Raw genomic sequence first — 3374 nt, 5'->3', positions numbered from 1 at the left:
ATGGTTGTGGGTTGGTTGTTTGTTGAGAATTGCACAGTGGACGCGAGCATCTTTGTGGTCAAGTTGTCAAGGGCGAACGGTGGATGCCTTGGCACCAGGAGCCGATGAAGGACGTGGGAGGCCGCGATAGGCCTGGGGGAGCTGCCAACCTAGCTGTGATCCCAGGGTGTCCGAATGGGGTAACCCGGCACCAGTTATGTGGTGTCACCTGCACCTGAATTCATAGGGTGTGTGGAGGGAACGCGGGGAAGTGAAACATCTCAGTACCCGTAGGAAGAGAAAACAATATGTGATTCCGTGAGTAGTGGCGAGCGAAAGCGGATTGAGCCTAAACCGGTTGCGTGTGATACCTGTCAGGGGTTGCGTGGTCGGGGTTGTGGGACATCACGGGCTGGGCTGACAACCAGTCGAGGAGTTACAAAACCAGTTGCTAGCTGAATGGTCTGGAAAGGCCGACCGTAGACGGTGATAGTCCGGTAGGTGAAAGTGGCTGGTCTTCTGTGGTTGTTCCCGAGTAGCGGCGGACCCCTGTAATCTGCCGTGAATCTGCCAGGACCACCTGGTAAGGCTAAATACTTCCTGGTGACCGATAGCGGACGAGTACCGTGAGGGAATGGTGAAAAGTACCCCGGGAGGGGAGTGAAATAGTACCTGAAACCGTTCGCCTACAATCCGTCGGAGCCTTTAGGGGTGACGGCGTGCCTTTTGAAGAATGAGCCTGCGAGTTAGTGGCACGTGGCGAGGTTAACCCGTGTGGGGGAGCCGTAGCGAAAGCGAGTCCGAATAGGGCGTTGAGTCGCGTGTTCTAGACCCGAAGCGGAGTGATCTAGCCATGGGCAGGCTGAAGCGCGGGTAAGACCGCGTGGAGGGCCGAACCCACCAACGTTGAAAAGTTGGGGGATGACCTGTGGTTAGGGGTGAAAGGCCAATCAAACTCCGTGATAGCTGGTTCTCCCCGAAATGCATTTAGGTGCAGCGTCGCGTGTTTCTTGCCGGAGGTAGAGCACTGGATGGTCTAGGGGGCCTACAAGCTTACCGAAATCAGCCAAACTCCGAATGCCGGTAAGTGAGAGCGCGGCAGTGAGACTGCGGGGGATAAGCTTCGTAGTCGAGAGGGAAACAGCCCAGATCACCAGCTAAGGCCCCTAAGCGTGTGCTAAGTGGAAAAGGATGTGGGGTCGCTTAGACAACCAGGAGGTTGGCTTAGAAGCAGCCACCCTTTAAAGAGTGCGTAATAGCTCACTGGTCAAGTGGTTCCGCGCCGACAATGTAGCGGGGCTCAAGTACACCGCCGAAGCTGTGGCATTCACATAATAACCCCGCCTAAACTTTCGGGTTTGGGTGCAGGTGTGTGGATGGGTAGGGGAGCGTCGTGCCGCGGGTGAAGCAGCCGAGTGATCGAGTTGTGGACGCGGTGCGAGTGAGAATGCAGGCATGAGTAGCGCAAGAAGGGTGAGAAACCCTTCCGCCGGATGACCAAGGGTTCCAGGGCCAGGCTAATCCGCCCTGGGTGAGTCGGGACCTAAGGCGAGGCCGAGAGGCGTAGTCGATGGACAACGGGTTGATATTCCCGTACCCGCGAAAGAGCGTCCCTGATGAACCTTACTGTGCTAACCACCCAAGCCATCCAAGACCTTCGGGTTGAGGGTGGGGAGCGTGGGAACCTGGTGGGTAGTAGTCAAGCGATGGGGTGACGCAGGAAGGTAGCTGATCCCGGCCGGTGGTTGTGCCGGGGTAAGCGTGTAGGCCGCACCATAGGCAAATCCGTGGTGCATGGAGGCTGAGACGTGATGCCGAGCCGATTCAGGTGAAGTCAGTGATCCTATGCTGCCGAGAAAAGCCTCTAGCGAGTTCTTAGCGGCCCGTACCCCAAACCGACACAGGTGGTCAGGTAGAGAATACTAAGGCGACGGGCGAACTGTGGTTAAGGAACTCGGCAAATTACCCCCGTAACTTCGGGAGAAGGGGGGCCGGACACGTGAAGCAACACGCTTGTGGAGCGTGGTATGGCCGCAGAGACCAGGGGGAAGCGACTGTTTACTAAAAACACAGGTCCATGCGAAGAAGTAATTCGATGTATATGGACTGACGCCTGCCCGGTGCTGGAACGTTAAGGGGACCTGTTAGCTCTTCGGGGCGAAGCGGAGAACTTAAGCGCCAGTAAACGGCGGTGGTAACTATAACCATCCTAAGGTAGCGAAATTCCTTGTCGGGTAAGTTCCGACCTGCACGAATGGCGTAACGACTTCCCTACTGTCTCAACCACAGGCCCGGCGAAATTGCAGTACGAGTAAAGATGCTCGTTACGCGCGGCAGGACGGAAAGACCCCGGGACCTTTACTATAGCTTGACATTGGTATCTGAGTTAATTTGTGTAGGATAGGTGGGAGCCGGTGAAGCTCGTACGCCAGTACGGGTGGAGGCAATCTTGAAATACCACTCTGGTTGATTCGGGTATCTAACTTCGGACCGTGATCCGGTTCAGGGACAGTGTCTGGTGGGTAGTTTAACTGGGGCGGTTGCCTCCTAAAGAGTAACGGAGGCGCCCAAAGGTTCCCTCAGCCTGGTTGGCAATCAGGTGTTGAGTGTAAGTGCACAAGGGAGCTTGACTGTGAGACTGACAGGTCGAGCAGGGACGAAAGTCGGGACTAGTGATCCGGCACCGGCATGTGGAAGCGGTGTCGCTCAACGGATAAAAGGTACCCCGGGGATAACAGGCTGATCTTCCCCAAGAGTCCATATCGACGGGATGGTTTGGCACCTCGATGTCGGCTCGTCGCATCCTGGGGCTGTAGCAGGTCCCAAGGGTTGGGCTGTTCGCCCATTAAAGCGGTACGCGAGCTGGGTTTAGAACGTCGTGAGACAGTTCGGTCCCTATCCGCCGTGCGCGTAGGATACTTGAGAAGGGCTGTCCCTAGTACGAGAGGACCGGGACGGACGAACCTCTGGTGTGCCAGTTGTCCCGCCAGGGGCACGGCTGGTTAGCTACGTTCGGAAGGGATAACCGCTGAAAGCATCTAAGCGGGAAGCTCGCTTCAAGATGAGGTATCCCACCCACACTTGTGTGGGGTAAGGCCCCCAGCTAGACCACTGGGTTGATAGGCCGGAAATGTAAGCCCGGTAACGGGTTCAGTTGACCGGTACTAATAGGCCGAGGACTTGACCTACAAAGCTGCTACGCGTCCACTGTGCAACTCCCGACAAACAAACACCCGAGACCGATTTGTTGGTCGGTTGTTTGATATGTCGATAGAGTTACGGCGGTCATGGCGGAGGGGAAACGCCCGGTAACATTCCGAACCCGGAAGCTAAGCCCTCCAGCGCCGATGGTACTGCACCCGGGAGGGTGTGGGAGAGTAGGACACCGCCGGACA

2 rRNA genes are annotated in these 3374 nt (G+C 56.6%); both read left to right on the top strand.

The features are described from left to right. Positions 1–56: 56 nt before the first annotated feature. A 23S ribosomal RNA gene (locus AB0J74_RS38840) occupies positions 57–3167 on the top strand. 89 nt (positions 3168–3256) lie between these two features. Continuing rightward, positions 3257–3373, top strand: a 5S ribosomal RNA gene (gene rrf / locus AB0J74_RS38835). Position 3374 lies beyond the last annotated feature (1 nt).

The sequence above is a fragment of the Asanoa sp. NPDC049573 genome, assembly GCF_040676615.1.
GTDB lineage: Bacteria > Actinomycetota > Actinomycetes > Mycobacteriales > Micromonosporaceae > Asanoa.
Note: the sequence above shows the minus strand (reverse complement) of the source record. Positions and strands in the feature narration are given on the sequence as shown.